This window comes from Skermania piniformis (genome assembly GCF_019285775.1).
GTDB lineage: Bacteria > Actinomycetota > Actinomycetes > Mycobacteriales > Mycobacteriaceae > Skermania > Skermania pinensis.
Map to the genome: position 1 here is coordinate 3,006,958 of NZ_CP079105.1, position 23,180 is coordinate 3,030,137.

A 23,180-nucleotide genomic window follows, 5' to 3' on the forward strand; every position below is an offset into this window, starting at 1 on the left:
CCCGGGCGTCGCACCGGCCGCGACTACGCTTCGGCGCCCTTGCGGTAAACGTGGTAGCGGCGCCCGGTGACCTGGGTCGGGGTGATCCGGACGAACTCCTCCTTCGGCGCGTTGTTCCAGGACACCAACCCGAGCGCCTCGGCGCTGTCCAGTCCGGCCCGGTCCTCGATGCGCTGCGCCGTGCCCTTACAGACCACACTCCACGCCTGCCCGGCAGCTGCGTCGTAACCATCGGCCTCGAACGCGATCGGGCCACCGATCACGACCTCGATCAGCTTGGTGCCCGGGGCAGTTCGGAACACCACCGACGTGTCGTCGACGACGTAGTTGACCGGAAAGATGTCGACCTCACCGCCCACCGCCATCGCAAGCCGGCCCACGTCGTTGCCGGACAGCAGTCGCCAGCACTGCGCCACGTCGAGTAGCTCCATGACCCCGCTCTCGCGAGCCTCGTCTGCTTCGTCGGAAATCGGTTTCGTCATGCCCCTATCATCGCGCCGCATCGACCCGGTGACCCGGGTTCGGAACGACCCGACCTGCTCTCTGCGTCACACTACTTCGGCGTTGTCGGGCCCCTGGTACTGCAGGAGCACGATCTTGTCGCGGATCCGGATGCGACTCAGCTCGGCTGCCGATGCAACACCGCGTGCAGGTGATCCTGCAGCGGCTGCCCGACCGCGGCCATCCGCAACTCGTAGGTCAGCTCGTCGCCGTCGATCCGGTAGATCCGCTCCACCGCGGTCACCTCGACCGCCGAGCTGGTCACCCCGACCAGGGCCGAGGACAACCGGATCGACCAGGCACCGTCCTCGGTGGCCAGCGCACCCTGCTGGATCTCGACGATCCCGGTCGGCTGGGCCAGCACCAACTCGACCCGATCGGCCGCGGGCAAGCGCCAGTAGCCGGATTCGGCGTGCAGCGGCAGGCCGGACCCGACCCTGACGGTGCGCTGGGTGTAACTCAGGAAGGGCTTGCCCACATGGGCAATCGTGATCGTCTCGGTGTAGTCGAACTCGTCGATCGTCGGGTAGGCGCCGTGCCCCTTGCCCGACCAGGTGCCGAGCAGGAACGCCAGCCGAGCGATCTCGAGGTGCAGGGGCGGCGCCACCCGATCGATCCTATCGACGCCGGTGATCGGGTGCGGTGTCTCGCCGGAAAGACGTCGGTCGGGGTCCGCCGATCCTCACGACTTTCCGGCGCGCGGCTCGCCGGCGTAGGTACCGAAGGTCCACTGGTTGCCTTCGGCGTCGCGCACGGTGACCTCCCTGCTGCCGTAGTCCTGCTCGACGATCGTCGCGTCGTGGCCGAGGTTGCGGACACGCTCCGCGGCCGCCTCGATGTCGGCCGTCACGATGTAGGCCGCCGTGGTGCCGGGCTGCTGGGTGAACGGGCCCTCGGGCTTGTGCGTCCCGAGCATCACGCCGCCACCTTCGGGCCAGTCGAGCTGCGCATGCTGGATGACGCCGGCGTCGTCGCTGTAGCACGCGGTCTCCTCGAATCCGAGTGCGACCAGGAAGTCGACGACGGCGCGGGGATCGTGGGCCTGGAACGCGGGCCAGACCGTCGGTGGGTGTTGGGTGGTGTCAGGGCTCATGCCGTTCACTCTGCCGGGCCGGCCGGCCGCGCGGCTTGGATGTTCGGGAACTCTGCCGCCACCCAGGCCGACGGCGACAGGCCGGCGAAGTCGTGGAAGTCACGCACGAGATGGGCATGGTCGAAGTAGCCGTGGTCGGCGGCCAGTCCGGCAAGGTCCAGGCCGGTGGCCGAGCGGTCCCGGCGTACCCGTCCGGCCAGCGTCGCGCGAGCAGCGTCGAATCGCGCCAGCCGGCCGGCCATCCGCGGGGTGATTCCGAGCTCGGCCCGGAACAGGTCGGTGAGCCGCTTGCGCGAGTAACCCACGTCGCGGCTGATCTGCTCGACCTGGGCCTTCCCGCGGCCGCGGGCGAGGAGCGTCCACGCTCGGGCGACCTCGGGCTTGACCGCCGTCGCCGCGTCCGTCCCGGCCAGGCTGCGGCGCAGGAAATGGTCGACTGCGGCGTACCGGCCGGCCCAATCCGCGATTCCGGCCAGTTCGTCTGCCAGCCGGTCGATCTCGTCGCCGAGCAGCTCGCCGACATCGAACTGATCGGTCGGCAGGGCCGAGGCCGGAATCCCGAACAGCCGGCGAACCCCGATCGGATCGAGCGCCAGCTGGATGCCGCAGCTGTGCTCGAGCAGCTCCACCGGGACCACCCGGGTGTGCAACCCGCCCAGCACCGTCCGGTTGGTGTCGAGCCGTCCCGCAGCCCAGTCACGCCAGCTGCGGGCGGTGCGCAACGGCCGGCCGATCGGCAGCACCATCGCCAGTGACACGCTGGGCAGTCCGCGATGCACCGAGGTGGGGACGCCCTGCATCGAGTAGCCGTATCGGGCCGCGACGAACGGCCGCAGGTCGGCAGCGATCGCGACCTCGGGTGGCACACCGGCGGTCGGGTCGCTCATCCGGTCCGGACCCCGTCGACGAACAGCTGCCCGCCGGGCACCAAGGCGGCTCGGATTCGCCGCAGCGCCTCCGCCTGCTGGCGTGGATGGCGCCCGTCGAGGACCCCGACCCGGACCGCGAATGCCAGGTCGAACAGTGGCTCGTCGGCGGCGCGGTCGAACTGCTCCACGGCGACGCACCGGAAGATCAGGTTCGGCAGGCCGCCGGCGGCTCGCTGCGCAGACGCGACCGCCCGCTCGGACCGATCGATGCCGAGCACACTACCGGCCGGGCCGACCCGCGCAGCGACCTCGCGCGCGGCGGCACCCGGCCCGCAACCGATCTCCAGCACACGCAACCCCGGCCGCAGCGGCAGGGTGTCGACGATGGCGCTCAGCCGTGCGGAGAGGTCACTCACGATAAACCGGATACCGGACCGGTCGACAGCCAACCATTCTTCAGATTACCCAGACGGGACCGAGGCTACGCGGGGCCCGCCGAGGCTCGACCGCTGAGTCCGACAACCGCGAACAAGTTGAGGCAGCGCGTGATACCGCCAAGAACGAATCGTTTTTGCATCGCTAAAGGTAGCCTCGACGAGGAATTACTCAGTGTCACCGGGTTCGGGAGCGCCGTACCCGACGACCCATTGCACAAGGAGAATGAAGTGTCTGGTTTCAAGCATCGCCGTATCACCGGACCGGCGCTGGCATTGGTCCTCGGCGGCGCCGCAGCGGGCGTCCTCGGTGCGGCACCCGCCAACGCGATGCCCAACACCGTGTGTCCGGCACCGGGCGCATCCAGCGCAGTCATGGACAGCGGCGCCGGCGCGTCCTGCTCGGCGACCAGTGTCGGCGGAGCAGCGGCAGCCGCATTCGGTCTCGGTGGCGAGGCCGACGCCGACGCCGGTCCGACCAGCCTGTCGCTGGCCATCGCGCAGAACGGTGGCTCCGCGACCTCGCGGTCGACGTTCCTTTCCGGGCCCGCCGCAATCGCACTCGGGCCCGGCGCAACGGTGACGACGACGGGCGTTCGGCCGGGGCTGGCGATCGGCATCGCCGGTGCCGGTGCGGACGTCGAGCTCACCGGCACCACCGGCCCCACCTGCCGGGGCGGCCTGGCGTTCGCGGGTGACTTCCAAACCCTGCAGGGCTGCCTCTCCACCCAATGACCTGGCCCGCTCACTGCGGTACGACCTCGTAATCTGCCGCATCGAACGTTGCTCGCCGCCGATACTGGATGCCGAGTAGCGGCCAGTTCGTGGTAACCCGTCCGGTCGCCGTCCGATACCACGACGTGCAACCGGTCCAGACGCTCTGCGCCAGCTCCGCCTGGATCTCCTCGTCGCAGACCTGCTCGACCTCCGGGCGGAGCGCAAGCGGTCGCCCGACCTCGGCGTACCGATCGACGTAGCCGCGCACGTAACGCGCCTGCGTCTCGAGGAAGTAGATGATCGATCCACCACCGGTATTGGTGTTGGGTCCGTACATGATCAGCAGGTTCGGGAAGTTCGGGACCGTCAGGCCGTAGTAGGCATGTGCACCATCGAGCCATTGCTCGTGCAGGTCCGCGCCGCCCTGGCCGATGATCGTCATCGGCGCCAGAAAGTCGGTCGCCTTGAATCCGGTGCCCCAGATGATCACGTCGGCCGGGTGGTCCGTCCCATCCACGGTGCGTATGCCGGACTCGGTGATCTCCTCGATCGGCGTGGTGATCAGATCCGTGTTCGGCCGGGTCAGCGCCGGCAGATAGTCGCTGGAGAACAACACCCGCTTACACCCCATCGGGTAGTCCGGCCAGACCCGCTCGAACAGGCCTGGCTTGTCCCGCGTCTGCCGCTTCATGTGCCAGCGCGAATAGCTGCGCAGCACAGCCGCCAGCGACTTCGAATAGGCCCACGCCACGCTGAGCGACTCAGCGCGTCCGTACCAGTAGGCCCGCCCCGGAAACCGAGCCGCCGGGAAGCGGTCCAGCAGCGCTCGGTGAAACGCACTGAACTCCCGGTCCGGACGCGGCCCGATATAGGCCGGGCTCCGCTGAAACACGTTCAGCTGCCCCGCTTCCGGCTGAATCTGCGGAACGAACTGAATCGCGCTCGCCCCGGTACCGATCACCGCGATCCGCTTGCCGGCCAGATCCACCGTGTGATCCCACTCGGCCGAATGAAACGCTGCCCCGGCGAACTTCTCCCGGCCTGCAATGGCCGGAAAAGCCGGCCGATTGAGCTGTCCCACGGCGGATACGACGATGTCGGCGACGATCGTCTCACCGTCGCTGCACCGCACCGTCCAGCGGCTGGTCGGCTCGTCGTAGCGCAGCTCGGTCACCTCGGTACCCAGCCGCAGGTGCCGGCGCAGGTCGTACTTGTCGGCTACTCCCCGGATGTAGTCCAGGATCGCCGGCTGCTGTGAGAAGCGACGCGGCCACTGCGGATTCGGCTCGAACGAGTACGAGTAGAACGGCGAGGGGATGTCACATGCTGCGCCGGGATAGGTGTTCTCCCGCCATACCCCACCGACGTCGTCCGCCTTTTCCACGATCACGACGTCCGCGTAACCCGCCTTGCGCAGCTCGATTGCGGCAGCCAATCCGCCGAGACCCGCACCGATGATCACAACCTTCGGGTTCCGGTTCATCGCCCGCTCCACACCGGATCGCGATGTTCGGCGAATGCCGCGACGCCCTCGCGCGCGTCGGCGCTCAGCACCGCTCGCGCCGCCAGCTCGCTCTGCCGTCGGAACTCCTCGTCTGGTGGCCAACCCGGCGCCTCCTCGATGATCTGTTTGGATACTGCGACCGAGATCGGCGCGTTCGCCACGATCTTTTCGGCCAGCTCGACCGCGACGTCCAACGCCTTACCGGCGTCGGCAAGCCGGTTCACCAAGCCCAACTCGGCCAACCGGGGCGCCGGCATCGGATCACCGGTCAACGCGAGTTCCATCGCCACGTTGCGCGGCAGCCGTCGGGACAACCGCAACACTCCACCGGCGGCCGCGACCAGACCCCGTTTCGGCTCCGGGATACCGAATTCCGACTCACGGGACGCGACGATCAGGTCGGCGACCAGGGCCAGCTCGCAACCGCCGGCCAGCGCGTGGCCCTCGACCGCCGCGATCACCGGCTTGACGATCGGCACGGCCGCGATGCCGAGCGGACCCCGCCGTTCGGTGATCGCAAATCGGCCCGCCGCGGCCGCCTTCAGATCCATTCCGGCACTGAACGTCCCACCGGCGCCGGTGAGCACCGCAACGCGGACCACCGGATCCGCCTCGAACGCGTCGATCACCCGCTCCAGCAGTGCGGCGGTCGCCGGGTCGATCGCATTGCGCCGGTCCGGCCGGTTCAGGGTGATCACCCGAACCGGTCCGCGATCGGCCACCAGAACGGTCATCGGTGGGCATTCGGGAACCTCGGCGCGGCCACGGTCGACGACGCGCACCGAGTCGTCGACGCCGAAATCGACCGTCCACCCGAGCGGATCGTCGTCGACGAACGCCCTAACCATGGCCGCATCGCCGGTGCGCAGGATTCGTCGCTCCCCGGCCGGCGTGATCGCGCTCAGGATCACCGCCTGCGCGACGCCGGCTCGGTCGTAGGGCACCGTGTAGGCCTCGACCACGGCGCCGCCGGTATACGCCGACAGTGCCCGCCGAGTCGGCGTCGGGTCCACCACCGGCATCAGTTTCCGATAGGGCTGCGCGGGCGGGTCGGTGGAGTAGATCCCCATCGCGTGCTTGGTCAGGTACCAGCCGAGTGAGGTGGTGAGCCCGAAGCTGCCCGGATCGGCCCGAAGCCGATCCACCATGGTCGCAACCGCATGACCGCCGTAGTTGTTGCCGGGTCCCCCGGCGAAGGTCAAACCACCGGTCACCGACAGTGGACGCGCCGGATCCCCCACCGGAAGACCGAGTTCCGCCGCAGCGATCTGCACGGCCGACGGGAAGCAGGAATACAGATCGACATGCGTTATGTCGTCGATGGAACGCTCGACCTGGCCGAGCACCGCCCGGCCGAGCGTGCCGATCGCGGGCGACGCCGCGAGATCACCCCGTTCGGAGACGAACCAGTCGTCGTTCGCGGCCGCCCCGGCATGCACGAAGACCCATTTGTCCTGCGGGATGCCGGCCGCATCGGCGACCGCGACGCTGGTCAGCACCAGGCCGCTCGCCAGATCGACCTGCAGGTTGGCGCACAACAACTTCGGGTACGGCGTAGTGATCATCCGATTGTCCGGACCGACCTGCGATATCTGATCCGCGGTATAAGCCACCGGCTGCCAAGCGAATTCGTTGCCGGCCGCGATATGCGAGAGCTGCGACCACAACCGAGCGATGCGCACCTGGTGCTCGTCCCGCGTCACCCCCATCTTGGCTCGAACCGCCGACTCCACCAGTCCGTACATGTACACCGGAGCGCCCAGGCCCGCATCTGCCTCGGCGCGATTGTTGGCTTCCCGTTCGCTGCCGACGATCCGGGACGGCGTGACATCCGGCGACTGTTCCGGCCAGTCGAGGACGGTGCCGCTCTTCTGTGCCGCGGCAAGCGTGGCCCCGGCCTCGGCGCCGCAGACCAACACGACCGACGCGCGACCGGCCGCAATCGTCTCGGCCGCCTCGTTGACCAGCGCCTGTCCCGCGTCACCACCGAACCGGGCGGACTGCACGGTTTCGACCGGGGCGGCACCGAGGCTCGCGGCGACCAGCGCCGCCTGATCTCGATAGGTCCACGACGTACTCGCCACCGCGTATACGGCCTCCGCGCGGGCAAGCAAGCCGACCACCCCGGCGTCGGCTTCGGCGCGACGCAATGCCTCGACCGCCAGCGCCACCGGATCCTTCGTCGGGTCCGGCACTCGCTGCACAAGCTGGCCGACACCGACGATGACCGGAGCGTTCGGGTCGAGCCGGCGGCCCGACGCCCGGTGCCGTAACGACCCGACCGCATCGTTCGCGTCCGGCGCGGCCAGGCCGGCGAGTCGGTTCAGCGAATCCTGCAGCGCATCGGCAACGCTGCGGGCGACCGAGCCCCCCATCGGGCCGGCGATGGGATCGCCGGCCAGACCGCAGTCCAGCCACACCCGGGTGCCGATGCCGACCGGTTCGAGGGTGAACCACATCAGCATCCGCACCCCGGACGGCCCGGTGCCGCGGAGCGCGAGAACATCCGACTCGGCCACGGTGACCTCCCAGGCGATATCGGCCGGGATACCCATGATCTGCACCTGCTGGACGAAAGTCAGCCCCACGGCCGCCGTCGCCGGCGGGGTGCCCCGCCAGGCCGCGTGCATCCGATGCCAGTCCGGCAAGCGCGAAAGATTCCCGAGCAGCTCGCGCAGTCGAGTGGGAGCCGCCGCACTCTCGGCGACCACCGTCACGACCCGCGCGTGGCTCGCCACATCGGCCGGCGGCTCGTGTGCGGCCGGCGTCGGCCTCGGATCAGCCATCGACCCTCCTCATCCCTTACTTACCGTCGAATCGTACGGTAACTTCGGCGCGCGATCTGCCGCAAGCAGCTACTTTGTGCCGGGTTTTGTGGCATGCTTCACAGTAGATTCAACCATGGCTGACATAAACAATCACCATGTACTGTTTGTTTATGAGTACCCGAGCCCCGCGAAGGACCCAGCACGAGCGGCGCGTAGCCACTCGGGCGCGGATCCTCGATTGCGCGGTCGCGTGCTTGCTGGAGCGCGGCTACGCCGCGACCACGATCAGCGAAGTGCAAGAGCGTGCCGGCCTGGCGCGGGGCACGGTGCAGCATCACTTCCCGTCCAAACAAGACCTGGTCGTCGATGCGACTGCGCACGTGGTCGAAGCCCGACTCGCCCGGTTCGAGCACGAGGCCCGGCTGGTTCCGCCGGACCGACGCCCGTTCGAAGCGTTCGTCGACCTGGCGTGGCGCGACTTGAACAGTCCGGCATTTTTCGCCGCGCTGGAGTTGTGGGTTGCCGCCCGGACCGACACGCAGCTGCGCGATCGGTTGGTCGCCGAGGAACGCAGGCTCTTCGAACGGATGCGGTCGGTCTACGCATCCGTGCTGGGCGATCCGTACGCCACGGATCCGCGCACTCCGACAGTTGTCGAGTTCACCATCGACGTACTCACCGGACTGTCGATGACCACCATGCTCACCGGAAATCTGGGTGAGCGCGAAGCGGCGCTGCGTCGATGGACCTACGCAGTTGCACTGATGTACGGCGAGATCGCACCCGACGATCTCCTGGCCGGACCACGGATCTCCACATCCGCCGGCTGACCCGACCAATCTCGATCGGAGACATGATGACCGCGACCGACCACCCGACCGAACAGCTCGCTGCGCTGGAACACGGCGGCGCCACAACCGAAACCGCACTTGCCTTGTTCGACGCGCTGCCACCGGTCCGCGCCGAGGAGATCACCGGGCGCTGGCGTGGTCGCGAACTCGGCACCGGCCACCCGATGGACGGGAAGCTGACTGCTTCCGGCTGGTACGGCAAGCAGTTCGACGGCCCGGAGAGCGTGCACCCGCTTCTGTTCAGCACCCCGAACGGCAAGATCTTTGCCGTCGATCCGCGCAAGATCCCACTCGGACTGACCGACAAGATTCCGGTCCGGGCGGTCGACGCCGGCCAGAAGCTGCTCGGCGTTGCCGAGCCCGCCCTTCGCACCTCCAAACCTCGTGCCCGGCTTCGGAATCTGGAGTATCGCGGGAAGGTCGGCGCGGCGATGGTCTACGACCAGCTGCCGATCATCGACATGTTCCGCCGGGTCGATGACACGACCCTGTTGGGCGTGATGGATCAACGCGGCGTCGAGCAGCCGTACTTCTTCATCCTGACCCAGGAGTGATCTCGGCGTCGTAGCGTGGCGCTCATGGCCACCTACCTCGTCACCGGTGCCGGATCGGGCATCGGCGCCGCCACCGTCGCCCGACTGACCCGATCCGGCGCCGACGTCCTGGGCGTCGACCTGACCGGTGCCGATATCACCGCGGATCTGTCCACCCCGGAGGGCCGCGCCGGCGCGGTCGCCGCCGCATCGGCGGCCGCCGGCGGCCGGCTGGCCGGGGTGGTGTGCTGCGCCGGCGTCGGTCCCCTCGCGACGACCGCATCCGGGTCGGCGATGGTGTCGGTCAACTACTTCGGCACCGTCGACCTGTTGACCGGGCTGCGACCGGCACTCGCTGCGGGCGATCACGCCGCAGCTGTCGTCGTCTCCTCGTCGAGCACCACGACGCAGCCGGCCATCCCGGCCGACGTGGTCGCCGCCTGCCTGGCCGGCGACGAGCCGGCCGCCGTCCGATGCGGCGCCGCCGCGGGTCCGGTCGCGAGCTATCCGGCCACCAAACTCGCACTCGCGCACTGGGTACGACGATCGGCCGGCACGCCGGAGTGGATCGGCGCGGGTATCCGGCTGAACGCTGTTGCGCCCGGAATGATCGACACGCCGATGACCAACGGACCGGATCTGGATCCGGAATTGGCGCGAGCCCTGGACTTCTATCCGGTGCCGCTGGGGCGCCGCGGGCAACCCGACGAGATAGCGTCGGTGATCGAATTCCTGCTCGGCCCCGGCGCCGCACTGCTCTGTGGCAGCGTGATCTTCGCGGACGGCGGTACCGATGCCCACCTCCGGGGGACGGACTGGCCGGCTGCCTGGGAGCCCACCGCAGCCGAGCTCGGCCGCGCCTTCACGCCGAAGTAGCTTCAGAGCGTTAACAACTCCCGCTCCCCTGCCCAGAATCCGACCAGATTGTCGGCAAGCCCGCGGTAGGCTTCTGCACCCCGGTTCGTCCGGCCGGACAGCACCGTCGCGCCCGACGCGGACGCCTCGGCGAATCGCACGGTACGCGGAATCGGCGGTGCCAACACCGGCAGCGAATACCGGTCGGACACATCGGCCAGAACATCCCGGGCGTGGGTCGTGCGGGAATCGAACAAGGTAGGCAGCGCTCCGAGCAGACTGAGCTCGGGGTTGGTGATCTGCTGGACCTCGGAGACCGTGCGCAGCAGCTGCCCGACCCCGCGATGGGCCAACGTTTCGCATTGCAACGGCACCAGCACGGCATCGGCCGCCGTCAGTCCGTTCAGCGTCATGATGCCCAGGGACGGTGGGCAATCCAGCAGGATGACGTCGTAGGCGTCGCGTAGCGGCGCCAACGCCCGCTTGAGCCCGAACTCGCGGCCGGGCCGCAACAGCAGCACCGCATCCGCGCCGGCCAGGTCGATCGTGGCCGGCAGTAACCGCATCCCGTCGGCGGTATCCAGCAACACCTCGGCGGCCGGCGTGTCGCCGGTGAGCACGTCGTACACCGAGCGGTCGAGCCGGTCGGGGTTGTGCCCGAGCGAAAATGTCAGGCATGCCTGCGGATCGAGATCGACCACGAGTACCCGGCGGCCGCGAGCGACCAGCGCGGCACCGAGCGAGGCGACCGTCGTCGTCTTGGCAACGCCGCCCTTCTGATTCGCCACCGCCAGCACCGTGGTCATCGCACCGGTCCTCTCTCGTCGTGTGGTCGACGCGATCGGCGGTCGGGCGCGATCGCGGGCCGAGAAACTCCGCCCCCTCGGTCCATCGGTTCCGCCGACGGCATCGGTCCCCCATGATGGAGAGCATGCGTACCGAGGCCCAGCTCGTCCTGCTCCGGCACGGACAGACCGACTGGTCGTTGTCCGGCCGACATACCGGGACCACCGACGTCCCACTCACCGAACTCGGGGAGAAGCTTGCCACGTCGCTCGGCGCCGAGCTCGCCGACCTCGGCCTGCACAACCCGCTGGTACTCACCAGCCCCCGCATTCGCGCCGTGCGAACCGCCGAACTCGCCGGACTCGTCATCGACCGAACCTGGGGCGATCTGGTCGAATGGGACTACGGCGACTACGAGGGGTTGACCACGTCGCAGATCCGGCAGACCGTGCCGAACTGGACTGTCTGGACCCATCCGTGCCCCGGCGGCGAATCGCACGAAGCTGTGCAAGCCCGAGCCGACACGGTGCTGTCCGTCCTGCGACCACAGCTGATCGACCGGGACGTGGTCCTGGTCGGCCACGGCCATTTCAGCCGAGCCCTGATCGCCCGCTGGCTGGAACTACCGATCGTCGAGGGACGCAGGTTCGTGCTGAGCGCGCCCGCATACTCGGCGCTCGGCGTCGAACACGACACCGCAGCGCTGCGGTGCCACAACCGCCACCCGGCGATGATCGACTGACCCAGAGCTCAGGAGAGCACGAAGGCGAGCAGCTGCGGGCTCTGGAACATGCCGTGCCACCAGGAGAAGCCCAGCCATACCCCCGGCGACACCTCGCGGATCTCGTCGTAGATCGGTAGCACCGACGGTCCGTAGTTGATCGCCCACGCGGTCTTGCCGTCGATCCAGGACGGGCCCCGGTAGACATCGGCGCGGAACGCCTCGACTCGGGCACCGGTTATCTGGTTCATCAGAATGCCGCCGTCCGGACCGGTCTGGAAGGTCTTTCCCATCCAGATCCCGGACGCGATCTCCGGCATCGCGGGCGGGCGGACCACCCAACCGTTCTTCGGGCCCATCGGAACGGCCCCGGCCGCGGCGTCGGCGTAGATTCGATCCTGCTGTCCCCAGTTGCACCGGAAACGCAGCGAATCCACGGTCGCCGCTCGATTGTCCGGGTACAGGGTGCAACCGCCGCCGTAATCGAGCGGCGCGGCGGTGGCCGTGCCGGTACCCACGATCAACGACGCGAACAACGCGATCAGGACTGCAGCCAGAGACAGCTTGGTGAACTTCGGAACTATCGGTATCCGCATGACGGGCTCCTTCGACAGCTTATTGTCGCCCATCGGTATCAAGATCGGATCGGTTACGACACGGAATCGCCGCGTCGACGGCGGCTAGAGTTCCCGACATGCGACTCGGAGCACATGTGCGGCAGGACAGCGACCCGATCGGTGTCGGCGAGCGGCTCGGCGCGGACGTCGTCCAGCTGTTCGTCGTGGATCCGCAGAGCTGGGACAAGCCGCAGCCGCATCCCAAGGCGGAGCAGATCCGGAACAGCGGGATCGACGTGGTCGTCCATTCGTCGTATCAGATCAACGTGGCCAGCCTGAACAACCGGCTCCGGATGCCCTCGCGGAACGCCGTCGCCCAGCAGGCGCAGGCGGCCGCCGACCTGGGCGCCTTCGGACTCGTCGTGCACGGCGGCCACGTCCGCACCGACGACGCGGTGGCCACCGGAATCGACAATTGGCGCAAGCTTTTCCAGCGCCAGGAAGACAAGGGCGGCTTCGGCGTGCCGATCCTCATCGAGAACACCGCCGGCGGCGACCACGCGATGGCCCGGCGCTTCGACACCATCGCCCGGCTATGGGATGCGGTCGGCGACTACGGCGCCGGGTTCTGCCTGGACACCTGCCATGCCTGGGCCGGCGGCGAGAAACTGATCGGCGTGGTCGACCGAATCCATGCGATCACCGGCCGGATCGACCTGGTGCACCTCAACAATTCCCGCGACGAGTTCGATTCCGGCGCCGATCGGCACGCCAACCTCGCCGACGGCACCATCGACCCGCAACTGCTTGCCGAGGTGTGTCGCACGGCGGACGCACCGGTGGTACTGGAGACACCTGCCGTCGGCATCGCCGACGACCTCGCATTTCTGCGCGAACATCTCTGACGGGCAGACGCCCGCCGCCATTACGGTGCGGGACCAGCCCATCGATCGATCAACGAACGCCGGCAACCACTCCGATCGGCTGCGGCCGATCGATCGCTGCGCTCCGGCGCTCCTGTTCCTCGGCCCGCATCTTCAACAGGATGAGCCCCGAGGTGGACGCCACGATCAGCCAGAAGACGGCCAATTGCGCATGTAATGCGGCGATTCCGACCGCGGCACCGACCAGGCCGACCGCGAAGACGACCCGACAGACCGATTTGGAAACCGTCGTTCCCATCGCTTGTTGCTCCTTCACACGCGGACTGTTCGAGACCTGACCCGAGCCTTGCGTCGGTCGACTATATCCAGCCAACCCGCACTTTCCTCGGTATTTACGTGGGGGACACGAGCCGGATCTGTACCGGATCGCCCGATCACAGTTCGGCCATCGCGTAGTCGCCGACGCGCGCGCTCAACACCCGCAGATGGTCGTCGGCCGAGCCCAGAATGCGCTCGATGGCGGTCAACCGGCTGACGTAATGACCGACCGGATATTCCGCGGTCACGCCGATCCCGCCGTGCAGCTGGATCGACTCCTGCCCGATATGCCGGGCCGACCGACTCACCTGCAGCTTGGTCCGGGACGCAATAATCGGATCGACCACACCGTCGGCCAACGACATCGTCGCGTACAACGCCATACTGTGCGCGAGCTCCAGCGACACGTACATGTCGGCCGCGCGCTGGGTCAGCGTCTGGAAGGTGGCCAACGGGACCCCGAACTGTTTTCGGGTCTTCAGGTATTCGGTGGTCAGCCGGAGGCACTCCGACATCGCCCCGAACGCCTCGGCACACAACCCGGCCTGCGCCCGCACGTCCGCCGCCTGGATATGTGGTATTGCATCGACGGCCGAGCCGAGCGGTACTGCCGCGGACCGGTCCAGATCCAGTTGTGCGCCCCGACCGCCGTCGAACGTGCGGTAGCCCGTGCGGGCCACCGCGTCCGCCCGGACCAGGAAGAGCCCGACCCCACCGTCCGGCAGCGCGGCACTGACCACGAACAGCTCGGCGCAGTCCCCGTGTAGCACCGGGTTCTTGCGACCGGTCACCACCCACCCGTCGTCGACCCGACTCGCGGTCGTCGCCACCGCCGTCGCCGGCCACCGGCTCCCCGGCTCCGCATGTGCGAATGCGGCGAGCAACTCGCCGGACGCCAACTGCGGGAGAAACTCACCACGCTGTCCCGCGCTGCCGGCCGCGGCGATCAAGCCGCCCGGCACGTACACCGCGTCGAGCACGGGCTCCGGCACCAGCCGTCGTCCCAATTCGACGAGCACTGCGAACATCTCCACCGGGCCGGCACCGGCCCCACCGTCGGCTTCCTCGAACGGCAGCCCGAGAACACCGAGCTCGGCGAGCCGGCGCCACACCTGCCGGTCCCAACCGAGCTCGGTGGCGAGCACCGCGCGCCGCTTCTCGGTGTCGTAGCTCCGGGCGAGCAGCTCCCGGGTGGTGTCGCTGAGCAACTGCTGTTCTTCGCTGAAATCGAAATCCATGACTGATGTCTCGCAATCGGTTCTCAGAGGCCGAGGATGGTCGACGAGATGATGCCGCGCTGGATCTCGTTCGATCCGCCGTAGATCGACACCTTGCGGTAGTTCAGATAGATCGGCGCGGCCAGCTGCGCCCACGGGTCGGCAATCTCGGGGTCGGCTCGATACGGCAGCGCGTCCGGTCCGGCCACTTCCAGCAACAGCTCGGTGACCGCCTGCTGCAACTGGCTACCGTGCAGCTTGAGCATCGAGGACGCCGGGTTCGGCTTGCCTTCGGACGACCCGGCCACCACCCGGAGCTGGGTCAGCTCCAGCGCCAGCAGCTCGTTTTCCACCTCGGCGAGCCGGGCCGCGAAGATCACGTCGTCGAGCAAGGTGCCGGAACCGATTCGTACCCGAGCGGCCTGTTCCTTCACCAGGGCGAGCCGGACCTTCGTCCGGCTCACCCCGGTGATGCCGGTGCGCTCGTTGCCGAGCAGGAACTTCGCGTAGTTCCAGCCCTGGTTCTTCGCGCCGACCAGCTGATCCGCCGGAACCCGCACATCTTCGAAGAAGACCTCGTTCACCTCGTAACTGCCGTCGATCAGTTCGATCGGGCGAACCGTGATCCCGGGCGAACGCATGTCGATCAACAGGAACGAGATCCCTGCCTGTCGCTTCGGCGCATCCGGGTCGGTCCGCACCAGATTGAAGATCCAGTCGCCGTACTGGCCGAGCGTGGTCCAGGTTTTCTGGCCGTTGACGATGTAGCTGTCCCCGTCACGGATCGCGGTCGTGCGCAACGAGGCCAGATCCGAACCGGCTTCGGGCTCGGAGAAGCCCTGCGACCACCAGATATCCAGATTCGCGGTCGGCGGCAGAAAACGTTGCTTGAGCTCGTCGGAGCCGAACTCGGCGATGACCGGACCGACCATGCCGGCGTTGAAGGTGAGCGGCTCGGGCACGCTGGCCAGCTGCATTTCGTCGAGCCAGAGATGGCGTCGGGTGGGCGACCAGTCCTTGCCGCCCCAGGCCACCGGCCAGTTCGGCACCGCGAGGCCGGCCGCGTGCAGCCGGCGGTGGTTGTCGACGATCTCGTCGCGCGCCAACTCCTGGCCGAGCCGTACCTTCTCCCGCACCTCGGCCGGGATCTGCGTCGAATAGAACCTGCGGAGCTCATCCCGAAAGGCGATCTCCTCCGCCGTGAGCGCAAGCTTCATGTGCGAAAACCTACCGCTACGCTGAACCGGACGATGACATTTTTTGCACTGGTTCGGCACGGCGAGACGGCGTGGAACCGACAAGGTCGGTTACAGGGGTCTTCGGACGTGCCGCTCAACGCCACCGGGCAGGCCCAAGCTCGCGGTTGCGGCCGCCGCCTGGCCGACGGCAGCTGGGACACGGTCGTGTCGTCACCGCTGTCCCGGGCGAGCGAAACTGCCGACATCATCGCCGACGAGCTCGACCTCGCGGTATCCGCACGTCTCGCCGAGCTGCGCGAACGGCATTACGGCGCGGCCGAGGGGATGACCGAGTACGACGCCTACGACCACTTCGGCGGTTGGTTCCCGGAGCTCGAGCCGCGCCGCGAGGTTGCCGAACGGGCGCTACGCGCGATCGGCAAGCTCTGCGCCGAGTATCCGGACGCGTCGATCGTGGTGGTCACCCATGGCGGAGTGATCCGAGCTCTGCTCGACACATTGCTGGCGCGCGGGCGGTCTCCGCGCATCCGCAACGGCGGGATAAGCACCGTCACCATCGACGACCGCGGCGCGACGGTGCACTCCATCGACGGGATCGATCTGCGGTAACGCACCCCGCTACACCCGCGGCTTGCGTTTGCCGCCCTTCTTGTCGAAGCCGCGCTTGTCGAAGCTCTTTCGCTCCGCCCGGAATCCCGTCGAGGGGCGACCACGGCCGGCGCTGCGCTGCAGCGGCGGGCCCGAGTCGCGTTGCAGCTGGATCAGCTGTCCGCCGATTCTGGTGTTGCGCAAGGCTTCCAATGTTTCATCGGACAGGTCGGCCGGGAGCTCGACCAGGCTGTGGTCCGGGCGAATGCTGATGTGACCGAAATCGCCACGACGCAAACCACCTTCGTTCGCGATTGCGCCCACGATCGCGCCCGGCACCACCCGGTGCCGCTTGCCGACATTGATCCGGTAGGTGGCCAACTCCGCACCGGTCCGACGGTTCCGACTTGCGTCGTCGTCGTCGAAAGTCCGCTCACGCCGTTCTTTTCGCTCCTTGCGATCACGGACCGCGGGCTCCGGCTCGGGCTCCATCAAGAAGCTCTCGCCGTCCCGGGACTGCACCGCCAACGCGGCGGCGATGTCGGCCAAGGGGATGTCGTGCTCGCGTTCGTAATCCTCGATCAGCCGCCGGAACAACGCGAGGCTGGGCGAGGCGAGACTCTCGGTGATCGAGTCGGCGAACTTCTCCACCCGCTGTGCGTTCACATCGTCCACCGTCGGCAACTGCATCTCGGTCAGCGGCTGCCGGGTGGCCCGCTCGATCGACTTGAGCAGGTGCCGTTCCCGGGGCGAGACGAACAGCAGCGCCTCACCGCTCTTGCCGGCCCGGCCGGTGCGCCCGATCCGGTGCACATAGGACTCGGTGTCGTGCGGAATGTCGTAGTTGACCACGTGCGAGATGCGGTCGACGTCCAGGCCACGAGCAGCAACGTCGGTGGCGACGAGGATGTCCAGCTGGCCGGAGCGCAGCTGGCCGATGGTGCGCTCCCGCTGCGCCTGCACCATGTCGCCGTTGATGGCCGCCGCGGAGAAGCCGCGAGCGCGCAGCCGCTCGGCCAGCTCTTCGGTCGCCTGTTTGGTCCGGACGAATATGATCATCGCTTCGAACGGCTCGACCTCCAGAATTCGGGTCAGCGCGTCCAGCTTGCGCTGGTGCGATACCTGTACCCAACGCTGCGAGATGTTGTCCGCAGTCTTGGTCTTCGCCTCGACGGTGATCTCCACCGGATCGTGCAGGTACTGCGCGGAGATCTTCCGGATGGCCGGCGGCATGGTCGCCGAGAACAACGCCACCTGCTTGCCGTCCGGGGTATCGGCCAGAATGCGCTCGACGTCGTCCTGAAAGCCCATCTTGAGCATCTCGTCGGCTTCGTCGAGCACCAGCACCGTCAACTTGGACAGATCCAGGCTGCCCCGTTCGAGATGGTCGATGACCCGACCGGGCGTGCCGACCACGACGTGCGCCCCACGGCGCAGCCCGGACAGCTGCACGCCGTAGTTCTGCCCCCCGTAGATCGGCAGCACCTGCAGACCCGGGATATGTGCCGAGTATCGGCCGAAGGCCTCGGCGACCTGGATTGCCAGCTCTCGGGTCGGCGCCAGCACCAGCGCCTGCGGATGCCGGGCGGCGACATCCAACCCCATCAGGATCGGGATCGCGAACGCGGCGGTCTTACCGGTGCCGGTCTGCGCCAGACCGACGACATCCGCGCCGGTGAGCATCGGCGGGATGGTCGCAGCCTGGATCGGCGAAGGGGACTCGTAGCCCACATCCCGGATCGCGGCGAGCAGCCGATCGTCGAGACCGAGGGCGGCGAAGCCGCGTTCTTCTGGGGAGTCGGGATCGGAGTGCACCCCGTCGTCCTCTGCAATGCTCATGATGACCACAAAGCCTAGTGCCTGCGACCGGCACGACGACGCACGGCCGACGGGCTAGCCTGGACGACGTGGAGTCGGACGGCCCGGAGTTCCCCGTCGCGGTGACCCAGTTCACGCCGGGCACCGACGTGTCGGCCAACCTGGCAGCAGTGCGCGACGCCGCGCACCACGCCGCCGATCGTGGCGCCCGCCTGATCGTCGCCCCCGAGTACGCCATGTTCACCGCACCGAAATTGGACCGCCGGGTGGTCGACGCCGCCGAACCACTGGACGGCCGGTTCGTGACCGGCCTGCTCGCCACCGCGACCGACACCGGGCTGTTCCTGGTGGCCGGGATGGCCGAGCGCAACACCGACCCGGACCGGATCTCGAACACCCTGGTGGTGGCCGCGCCCGACGGATCCCTCGCGGCGGTCTATCGGAAGCTGCATCTCTACGACGCGTTCGGTTTCACCGAATCTGCCGTCGTGTGCCCGGGCGAGCTGACGGAGCCGGCGACGTTCGCCGTCGACGGGCTGACGTTCGGCCTCCAGACCTGCTACGACCTGCGATTCCCCGAATCGATCCGGCGCGTCGTCGACGCCGGCGCGCAGGCGGTGGTGCTGCCCGCCCAATGGGTTCCGGGGCCGCTGAAGGAAGACCACTGGATCACCTTGATCCGCGCGCGGGCCATCGAGAACACGATCTATCTGCTCGCTGCCGATCAAGCAGCACCGTACGGCGCCGGACACTCGATGATCGTCGACCCGATGGGCGTGATTCTGACCGGGCTGGGCGACCGGAGCGGGGTCGCCGTGGGCACCGTGTCGGCGCGGCGGTTGGCCGATGTCCGTCGCCGAAATCCAGCGCTGGAGCTGCGCCGATTGCGCTGATCATCCGTCGCTAGCACAGACTCCTGGTTGCGAAACGCGGACTTGCTTCACATTTCGGTAACATCGTGTATGCACATTCGATAGTTCGAATGGACCCACTCCTCGCGGTCCGAGGCACCCACTTCGGATCCGGCGTCCGGAGAAGTCGGGCACAACCCGACCGATCCCTCATAACGAGTCTGACACGGAGGTACTCGGCATGGATACGGCGGCAGGACACTACGACGAGCACGATGGACTAGCGCTGTGCGTCATCGAGGCGTGTGAGTGTGCGCCGGTGATCGAACGCTATCGGGCTTATCGAGCAGCCCAAGGCGAACAGGCGGCAACCGACGGTGTCCGCGCCCTGCTCCGGACCTTCGAGGAGACCGGCGGCTCGGATCAATGGGCCGGCAAGGTCGGCAATTTCCGACGCCGGTACAACCCGGCAGCCGAGCCGGTTCCGGCCGCCGCGATCGAGCGCACCGCGGAACTGCTCTACCTGCACCGGATCGAGACCACCGCCGATCTGCGTCGAGCATTGGACACCCCCGCCGTCCGCCGGCAACTGGAGTCCGGGATCCGGGATATCGGCGGCGATCGGGAGTGGCGACTCTTCGTCGGCCTCACCGATCGCGACCTTGTCGGAGCGCGCTGACCGGCCGACGTCGATCGGGAGGTCGCGATACTGCTCGGTCGGAACCCGGATGCGGCCTATGCTGCAAGCTGTACCGACGAGTAGTAATTCCGAGTAGCAACTGGCGAGGAACCCGATGCGAGAGTTCGAAGTCCCGGCGTCTTACACCATCCCGGAAGACACATCGGTCGCCGATTCGGTGTTCCGACATGCGTCGGACTCGCCGAACGCGGTCATGTTCAAAGTTCCGCGCCCCGGCGGCGGCTGGACCGACGTGACCGCCGCGACATTCGCCCAGTCCGTCCGGGCGGTCGCCAAAGGCCTGATCGCGTCCGGGATCGAGCCGGGCGACCGGGTCGCATTGCTGTCCGCCACCCGCTACGAATGGGTGCTGCTGGACTACGCCATCTGGGTCGCGGGCGGCTGCACGGTCGCGATCTACGACAGCTCGTCGGCCGAACAGGCGAAGTGGATCCTGGAAGATTCCGGAACGAAGCTGCTCATCGTCGAGAAGGCCGACCACTGGGCGACCGTGAGTGAGGTCGCCGAAGCTGCGCCGGATCTGCAGGAGACGCTGCGGATCGACGCCGACCCGGGCGAGGCGCAGGGCGCGGTCGACCAGTTGATCGCGCGCGGCGCCGACGTCTCCGACGACGAGATCGAGGCCCGACGGGCGACCGTGACGGCAGCCAGCCCGGCGACGCTGATCTACACCTCCGGCACCACCGGGCGCCCGAAGGGCGTCCAGCTGACCCACCACAACCTGGCGGCCGAATCGATCGCCACGCGCACTGCCCTGCACGATGCGTTGACCGAGGGCAGCTCCACGCTGATGTTCCTCCCGCTGGCGCACGTATTCGCCCGGGCGATCTCGGTCGGAGCCTTCGACGCGAAGGTCACCGTGGCGCACACATCGGACTGGGGCACCTTGGTCGAGCAGTTCGGGGCGTTTCGGCCGAACTTCATCCTGTCCGTGCCGCGGGTGTTCGAGAAGGTTTACAACAGCGCCAAGCAGCGGGCGCACGACGACGGTAAGGGCCGGATCTTCGACGCGGCCGCAGCCACCGCGATCGCCTACAGCGAGGCGCTCGATCAGGGTGGACCGAGCCTGCTGCTGAAGGCCCGACATGCCGTGTTCGACCGCTTGGTCTACGGTCGGCTGAAGGCCGCATTGGGTGGCAACTGCCACCGTGCGGTGTCCGGCGGCGGCCCGCTCGGCGCCCGTCTAGGACACTTCTTCCGCGGCGTCGGCTTGCCGATCTACGAGGGTTACGGCCTTACCGAGACCAGCGCTGCCATCACCGTCAACACGACCGAGCACATGCGCGTCGGCTCGGTCGGCCGTCCGTTGGACGGACACGGCGCGAAGATCGCCGACGACGGGGAGCTGCTGGTCAAGGGCCCGGTCGTGTTCGGTGGATACTGGCACAACGACGCCGCGACCGACGATGCATTCAGCGACGGCTGGTTCCGCACCGGCGATATCGGCGCGATCGACAACGACGGTTTCGTCACGATCACCGGCCGGAAGAAGGAAATTCTGGTCACCGCAGCGGGCAAGAACGTGTCGCCGGCGGTCCTGGAGGACTCGCTGCGCGCCGACCCGCTGATCAGCCAGGCCATGGTGGTCGGCGACGCAAGGCCGTTCATCGGCGTGCTGGTCACCCTCGACCCGGAAGCATTGCCGGGCTGGAAGGAACGCAACGGGGTACCCGCGCAGACGTCGATCGAACAGCTGATCAAAGAACCGAAGCTGATCTCCGACATCGATGCCGCAGTCGCGGAGACCAACAAGAAGGTGTCCAAGGCAGAGTCGATCAAGAAGGTTCGGATTCTTCCGGTGGACTGGACCCAGGAAGGCGGCGAACTCACCCCGAAGATGTCGCTCAAGCGGGCCGTGGTGATGAAGCAGTACGCAGCCGACGTGGACGCGATCTACAACAGCTGAGCGCGGCCCGGACAGTTCGACGCCACACCGAAATCGGCCGCACCGGCTCGCGTACGGTACCTAACCATGACCGAGACCACTGTGCACGACCGGCCCGCGGCCGATCCGGGCTACCGCATCGAACACGACACCATGGGCGAGGTCCGGGTACCCGCCGACGCGTTGTGGCGCGCGCAGACCCAGCGCGCGGTGGAGAACTTCCCGATCAGCGGTCGGCCGTTGGAGCGAGCGCAGATCCGTGCCCTGGGCCAGCTGAAAGCGGCTTGCGCCCAGGTGAACCGGGACCTGGGCCGGCTCGACCCGGCAAAGGCGGCGGCGATCGTCGCTGCGGCCGACGAGATCGCCGCGGGCCGGCACGACGACCAGTTCCCGATCGACGTGTTCCAGACCGGTTCCGGCACCAGCTCGAACATGAACGCCAACGAGGTGATCGCCTCGATCGCGGCCGCAAACGGGGTCACCGTGCACCCGAACGACGATGTGAACATGTCGCAGTCGTCCAACGACACCTTCCCCACTGCAACACATCTCGCAGCCACCGAGGCCGCAGTGACCGATCTGGTGCCCGCGCTCGAACAACTCCGGGACGCGCTGGCGGAGAAGGCGACCGCGTGGCGCACGGTGGTCAAGTCCGGCCGCACCCACCTGATGGACGCGGTACCGGTGACCCTGGGTCAGGAGTTCGGCGGATATGCCCGGCAGATCGAAGCAGGCATCGAGCGGGTGCGCGCGACGCTGCCCCGGCTGGCCGAGCTACCGATCGGTGGCACCGCCGTCGGCACCGGCTTGAACGCTCCGGACGGCTACGGCGGCATGGTCGTCGCGCAGCTGGTCGCCACCACCGGATTGACCGAACTGACCGAGGCTCGGGACCATTTCGAGGCGCAAGCCGCCCGGGACGGACTGGTCGAATTGTCCGGGGCGCTACGCACGATCGCCGTATCGCTGACCAAGATTGCCAACGACATCCGCTGGATGGGCTCGGGCCCGCTGACCGGGCTTGCCGAACTACGGCTACCGGACCTGCAGCCGGGCAGCTCGATCATGCCGGGCAAAGTGAATCCGGTTCTGCCCGAAGCCGTCACCCAGGTGGCGGCGCAGGTGGTCGGCAACGATGCGGCCGTCGCCTGGGGTGGCGCGGGCGGCGCCTTCGAGCTGAACGTCTACATCCCGATGATGGCGCGCAATGTGCTCGAATCGCTGCGCCTACTCGCCAATGTTTCCCGGCTCTTTGCCGAACGGTGCATCACCGGTCTGGAAACCGATCCCGAGCACCTGCGCCGACTCGCCGAGTCGTCTCCCTCGATCGTCACCCCGCTGAACTCCGCGATCGGTTACGAAGAGGCCGCTGCGGTAGCGAAACAGGCACTACGGGAGAAGAAGACGATCCGGCAGACGGTGATCGACCGCGGCTTGCTCGGACCCGACCTGTCCGAGGACGAGTTGGATCGGCGGCTCGACGTCCTGGCTATGGCCAAGGTGGACGCCTCGACCGACGAAGCCTGACCGG

Annotated in this window: 24 protein-coding genes; 11 read left to right on the forward strand and 13 right to left on the reverse strand. The window is 67.9% G+C overall.

The window, feature by feature from the left end; genetic code table 11:
- Nucleotides 1–23 precede the first annotated feature (23 nt).
- From KV203_RS13880 to KV203_RS13900, 5 genes are all read right to left on the reverse strand, one after another.
- Nucleotides 24–482, reverse strand: coding sequence for a pyridoxamine 5'-phosphate oxidase family protein (locus KV203_RS13880; RefSeq protein WP_083530039.1), 459 nt, complete (start codon nucleotides 480–482; stop codon nucleotides 24–26).
- Between the two features lie 137 nt (nucleotides 483–619).
- Nucleotides 620–1,108 carry a peroxynitrite isomerase gene (locus KV203_RS13885; protein ID WP_066470330.1) on the reverse strand — a complete coding sequence of 163 codons (489 nt, stop codon included), beginning with the start codon at nucleotides 1,106–1,108 and terminating at the stop codon, nucleotides 620–622.
- 75 nt (nucleotides 1,109–1,183) lie between these two features.
- Entirely contained in the window at nucleotides 1,184–1,594 is a 411-nt protein-coding gene (locus tag KV203_RS13890; RefSeq protein WP_066470572.1) for a VOC family protein, read from the reverse strand.
- 5 nt (nucleotides 1,595–1,599) lie between these two features.
- Complete coding sequence (locus KV203_RS13895) at nucleotides 1,600–2,481, reverse strand: AraC family transcriptional regulator (protein ID WP_066470317.1); 882 nt, start codon at nucleotides 2,479–2,481, stop codon at nucleotides 1,600–1,602.
- Complete coding sequence (locus KV203_RS13900) at nucleotides 2,478–2,879, reverse strand: class I SAM-dependent methyltransferase (protein WP_066470316.1); 402 nt, start codon at nucleotides 2,877–2,879, stop codon at nucleotides 2,478–2,480. The genes KV203_RS13895 and KV203_RS13900 overlap by 4 nt, the downstream gene beginning before the upstream one ends.
- Nucleotides 2,880–3,227: 348 nt before the next feature.
- On the opposite strand from KV203_RS13900, the gene KV203_RS13905 reads away from it, so the two are divergent.
- Nucleotides 3,228–3,632, forward strand: a complete 405-nt coding sequence (locus KV203_RS13905) for a DUF6764 family protein (RefSeq protein WP_246600958.1) — start codon at nucleotides 3,228–3,230, stop codon at nucleotides 3,630–3,632.
- 10 nt (nucleotides 3,633–3,642) lie between these two features.
- On the opposite strand, the gene KV203_RS13910 is transcribed toward KV203_RS13905, so the two are convergent.
- Nucleotides 3,643–5,097: a flavin-containing monooxygenase gene (locus tag KV203_RS13910; RefSeq protein WP_066470566.1), complete on the reverse strand. Its 1,455-nt coding sequence runs from the start codon at nucleotides 5,095–5,097 to the stop codon at nucleotides 3,643–3,645.
- Nucleotides 5,094–7,904, reverse strand: coding sequence for a type II toxin-antitoxin system Rv0910 family toxin (locus tag KV203_RS13915; protein WP_083530037.1), 2,811 nt, complete (start codon nucleotides 7,902–7,904; stop codon nucleotides 5,094–5,096). Before KV203_RS13915 ends, KV203_RS13910 begins: the two co-directional genes overlap by 4 nt.
- A gap of 152 nt (nucleotides 7,905–8,056) precedes the next feature.
- Between KV203_RS13915 and KV203_RS13920 the strand changes: the two genes are divergently transcribed.
- Genes KV203_RS13920 through KV203_RS13930 form a run of 3 tightly spaced genes read left to right on the forward strand, consistent with a single transcriptional unit; the run spans nucleotide 8,057 to nucleotide 10,146 of the window.
- On the forward strand, nucleotides 8,057–8,716 hold the full coding sequence (locus KV203_RS13920; RefSeq protein ID WP_066470311.1) for a TetR/AcrR family transcriptional regulator: 660 nt from the start codon (nucleotides 8,057–8,059) through the stop codon (nucleotides 8,714–8,716).
- Between the two features lie 26 nt (nucleotides 8,717–8,742).
- The gene (locus tag KV203_RS13925) at nucleotides 8,743–9,291 is read left to right on the forward strand and encodes a DUF4334 domain-containing protein (protein WP_066470563.1); all 549 of its coding nucleotides are present in this window, start codon (nucleotides 8,743–8,745) and stop codon (nucleotides 9,289–9,291) included.
- 24 nt (nucleotides 9,292–9,315) lie between these two features.
- Nucleotides 9,316–10,146 (forward strand): SDR family oxidoreductase, encoded by an 831-nt coding sequence (locus KV203_RS13930; protein ID WP_066470309.1) that lies wholly within the window; start codon nucleotides 9,316–9,318, stop codon nucleotides 10,144–10,146.
- 2 nt (nucleotides 10,147–10,148) lie between these two features.
- On the opposite strand, the gene KV203_RS13935 is transcribed toward KV203_RS13930, so the two are convergent.
- Nucleotides 10,149–10,931, reverse strand: coding sequence for a ParA family protein (locus tag KV203_RS13935; RefSeq protein WP_066470302.1), 783 nt, complete (start codon nucleotides 10,929–10,931; stop codon nucleotides 10,149–10,151).
- Between the two features lie 125 nt (nucleotides 10,932–11,056).
- Here KV203_RS13935 and KV203_RS13940 point away from each other — a divergent pair, with 125 nt between their 5' ends.
- Entirely contained in the window at nucleotides 11,057–11,653 is a 597-nt protein-coding gene (locus KV203_RS13940; protein WP_246600155.1) for an acid phosphatase, read from the forward strand.
- Between the two features lie 8 nt (nucleotides 11,654–11,661).
- Here the strand turns inward: KV203_RS13940 and KV203_RS13945 are convergent, their stop codons facing one another.
- Nucleotides 11,662–12,228 (reverse strand): hypothetical protein, encoded by a 567-nt coding sequence (locus KV203_RS13945; RefSeq protein WP_066470561.1) that lies wholly within the window; start codon nucleotides 12,226–12,228, stop codon nucleotides 11,662–11,664.
- Nucleotides 12,229–12,326: 98 nt separating this feature from the next.
- Between KV203_RS13945 and KV203_RS13950 the strand changes: the two genes are divergently transcribed.
- Nucleotides 12,327–13,094, forward strand: a complete 768-nt coding sequence (locus KV203_RS13950) for a deoxyribonuclease IV (protein ID WP_066470289.1) — start codon at nucleotides 12,327–12,329, stop codon at nucleotides 13,092–13,094.
- A gap of 49 nt (nucleotides 13,095–13,143) precedes the next feature.
- On the opposite strand, the gene KV203_RS13955 is transcribed toward KV203_RS13950, so the two are convergent.
- The 3 genes from KV203_RS13955 to KV203_RS13965 form a co-directional block, all read right to left on the reverse strand.
- Nucleotides 13,144–13,371: a hypothetical protein gene (locus KV203_RS13955; protein ID WP_157079801.1), complete on the reverse strand. Its 228-nt coding sequence runs from the start codon at nucleotides 13,369–13,371 to the stop codon at nucleotides 13,144–13,146.
- A gap of 136 nt (nucleotides 13,372–13,507) precedes the next feature.
- Nucleotides 13,508–14,629 carry an acyl-CoA dehydrogenase family protein gene (locus tag KV203_RS13960; protein ID WP_066470283.1) on the reverse strand — a complete coding sequence of 374 codons (1,122 nt, stop codon included), beginning with the start codon at nucleotides 14,627–14,629 and terminating at the stop codon, nucleotides 13,508–13,510.
- Between the two features lie 23 nt (nucleotides 14,630–14,652).
- Complete coding sequence (locus KV203_RS13965) at nucleotides 14,653–15,825, reverse strand: acyl-CoA dehydrogenase family protein (protein WP_066470280.1); 1,173 nt, start codon at nucleotides 15,823–15,825, stop codon at nucleotides 14,653–14,655.
- A 33-nt stretch (nucleotides 15,826–15,858) separates the two neighbouring features.
- Between KV203_RS13965 and KV203_RS13970 the strand changes: the two genes are divergently transcribed.
- Nucleotides 15,859–16,416 (forward strand): histidine phosphatase family protein, encoded by a 558-nt coding sequence (locus KV203_RS13970; protein ID WP_066470277.1) that lies wholly within the window; start codon nucleotides 15,859–15,861, stop codon nucleotides 16,414–16,416.
- Nucleotides 16,417–16,425: 9 nt separating this feature from the next.
- On the opposite strand, the gene KV203_RS13975 is transcribed toward KV203_RS13970, so the two are convergent.
- Nucleotides 16,426–18,234: a DEAD/DEAH box helicase gene (locus tag KV203_RS13975; RefSeq protein ID WP_066470559.1), complete on the reverse strand. Its 1,809-nt coding sequence runs from the start codon at nucleotides 18,232–18,234 to the stop codon at nucleotides 16,426–16,428.
- Nucleotides 18,235–18,302: 68 nt separating this feature from the next.
- Between KV203_RS13975 and KV203_RS13980 the strand changes: the two genes are divergently transcribed.
- From KV203_RS13980 to KV203_RS13995, 4 genes are all read left to right on the forward strand, one after another.
- Nucleotides 18,303–19,106 (forward strand): carbon-nitrogen hydrolase family protein, encoded by an 804-nt coding sequence (locus KV203_RS13980; protein ID WP_066470269.1) that lies wholly within the window; start codon nucleotides 18,303–18,305, stop codon nucleotides 19,104–19,106.
- Nucleotides 19,107–19,305: 199 nt separating this feature from the next.
- Nucleotides 19,306–19,743, forward strand: coding sequence for a hypothetical protein (locus tag KV203_RS13985; protein ID WP_066470267.1), 438 nt, complete (start codon nucleotides 19,306–19,308; stop codon nucleotides 19,741–19,743).
- 115 nt (nucleotides 19,744–19,858) lie between these two features.
- Nucleotides 19,859–21,670, forward strand: a complete 1,812-nt coding sequence (locus KV203_RS13990) for an AMP-dependent synthetase/ligase (RefSeq protein WP_066470263.1) — start codon at nucleotides 19,859–19,861, stop codon at nucleotides 21,668–21,670.
- A 66-nt stretch (nucleotides 21,671–21,736) separates the two neighbouring features.
- Nucleotides 21,737–23,176, forward strand: a complete 1,440-nt coding sequence (locus KV203_RS13995) for a class II fumarate hydratase (protein WP_066470260.1) — start codon at nucleotides 21,737–21,739, stop codon at nucleotides 23,174–23,176.
- The last annotated feature ends 4 nt before the right edge of the window (nucleotides 23,177–23,180 follow it).